The organism is Delftia sp. ZNC0008, from assembly GCF_000799035.1.
GTDB lineage: Bacteria > Pseudomonadota > Gammaproteobacteria > Burkholderiales > Burkholderiaceae_C > Comamonas > Comamonas tsuruhatensis.
In genome coordinates this window covers 1-2,124 of record NZ_JTKZ01000620.1, presented here as the reverse complement: position 1 = coordinate 2,124, position 2,124 = coordinate 1, and the positions used below count along the sequence as shown (strand labels likewise).

At 68.2% G+C, this 2,124-nt stretch carries 3 protein-coding genes; all 3 read right to left on the bottom strand.

The window, feature by feature from the left end:
- Positions 1-34: 34 nt before the first annotated feature.
- On the bottom strand, positions 35-850 hold the full coding sequence (locus L995_RS20290) for a cytochrome C assembly family protein (RefSeq protein ID WP_082001586.1): 816 nt from the start codon (positions 848-850) through the stop codon (positions 35-37).
- A gap of 86 nt (positions 851-936) precedes the next feature.
- Positions 937-1,863, bottom strand: a complete 927-nt coding sequence (locus tag L995_RS20285) for a GGDEF domain-containing response regulator (protein WP_016447995.1) — start codon at positions 1,861-1,863, stop codon at positions 937-939.
- On the bottom strand, positions 1,856-2,124 hold a 269-nt coding region (locus tag L995_RS20280), incomplete at its 5' end, for a hypothetical protein (RefSeq protein ID WP_156136105.1). The genes L995_RS20285 and L995_RS20280, both read right to left, overlap by 8 nt.

Genomic DNA, 2,124 nt, shown 5'->3' with positions numbered 1-2,124 from the left:
CCGCGTACGATGACGATCAGGACCAGCAGGTACTTCATGCGGCGCGCTCCAGCAGCACTTCCATCACGAAGCGTGATCCCGCATAGGCCAGCAGCAGCAGCACGGCGCCTGCGTAGAGCACGCGCACGGCGCTGCGGCCACGCCAGCCAAAGCGCGCACGGCCGATCAGCAGCACGGCAAAGGTCAGCCACGACAGCAGCGAGAACACCGACTTGTGGTTCCAGACCCAGGCCTTGCCGTAGAGCTGTTCGCCGAACAGCCAGCCTGCGGCCAGCGTGGCCGTGAGCAGCACAAAGCCTGCGGACACGAAGCGGAAGGTCAGGCGCTCCAGCGTGAGAAGGGGCAGGCCGCTGTCATGCCCGCCACCGCCCAGCCGCATGTGCTGCTCGGCGCGTGTCATCAGCGAGGCATGGACCACGGCGGCGGCGAACAGTCCGTAGGAGGCAATGCCCAGCGCCAGGTGCAGCGGCAGCCAGGGCGAGGCGTTGACATGCAGGGGCGTTCCCGGAAACAGCGCGGCCAGGAGCACGGCGGCCGTGCCCAGCGCTGACAGCGCCAATTGCGCGCGCATCTTGGGGAACAACTGCTGTTCGACCCCATAGACGGTGAGCACCAGCCAGGCCGTCATGGACAGTGCTGGCGCGAACCCGAAGTGCGGCTGTTCCCCGAGCAGGCCCCAGGCCAGGGCCAGGGCGTGGAGCACCCAGGCCAGGCGCAATGCGGCGCGGGCGCCGGCATGGCTGATGCGTCGGGCACCGGCGGCCGGCACGGCATAGGCCACGGCTGCGGCAAGCGCCAGCATCCAGCCCAGGGGCGATGCGTTGGCGGAAATCAGGGGGACGGAGAGCATCTTTCTATGATAGCTGTGGCTTTCCTGCCGCCGGTTGTGCAGGCTCAGAATCCGGGCGCCGTGCCGTGGTTCGGAGCGCATTTTCTTCAGGGCTCGATGGCTGCCTCGATGCGATTGCGCCCCAGGGCCTTGGCCTGGTAGAGCAGGCCGTCCACCTTCTGCAGCCAGGTTTCCAAAGGCGCGGCAGACGGCTGCCGCACGGTGAGTACGCCGCAACTGACGGTGAGCAGCGGCGCCGTGGGAGAGGCGGCGTGGGCGATGGACAGGCGCAGCACTTCCTGGCGGAAATTCTCGGCCATGACCTGGGCGTCGCTTTCGCCGGGGAGGATGAGCGCGAATTCCTCGCCGCCAAAGCGCGCTGCCAGGTCGTAGGGCCGGCGCGCATGGCGCTGCAGCGTGGCGGCCACTGCCTTGAGCGCCTCGTCCCCCTGCACATGGCCATAGCAGTCGTTGTATTGCTTGAAGTGGTCTATATCAATGAGAGCCAGGCCCACGGACTCGCCCGTGCGCAGGCTGCGGCGGTGGGAGCGCTCCAGCATGTCGTCGAAGTGGCGGCGGTTGGCCAGCCCTGTCAGTCCGTCCACCATGGCCAGGCGCTCCAGGGCCTGGCGCTGCAGGGCCAGGCGTATCTGGTTGCGCACGCGCACCTCGACCACGGCGGGACGTATGGGCTTGGAGACATAGTCGGCCGCGCCCAGGCGCAGGCCGTATTCCTCGGCCTGGGCATTGCTCTGGCCGGTGATGAAGATGACGGCGATATGGGCGGTGCGCTCCTGGGCGCGCAACGCACCCAGCACCTCGTAGCCGTTCATGCCGGGCATGGCCAGGTCCAGCAGGATCAGCTGCAGCCGGTGGGCTTCGCGCTGGGCGATCACCAGCGCACCCGGGCCGTCCTTGGCCAGCAGCACACGGTAGTGGGGGCTCAGCAGCTCGGCCAGCATGCTGCGGTTCAGCCGTTCGTCGTCAACGATGAGGACCGTGGGCAGTTCCGGCCCGGTCAAGGCTTCAAACATCTGCAGCTCCCTGTAGAACCGTCCGGTTCACGGCCATGCTCCGCGCCAGCTGTTCGAGCGCCTGCAGCGCCGCCTCGGTTTCCAGGGACTCGGTGCAGCGCTGGATGCGCTGCAGCACGGACGCATGGCGCCCGTCGACCAGGGGCCGCAGCCGATCCAGTTCGGCCAAGGCGGCATAGTCGCTGTCGGCAATCTGCAGCCGCAGCCGAGCCAGGGTGGACGAGACTTCTTCCGCGGTCATCGGCTGCCGCTGCGGGGGGG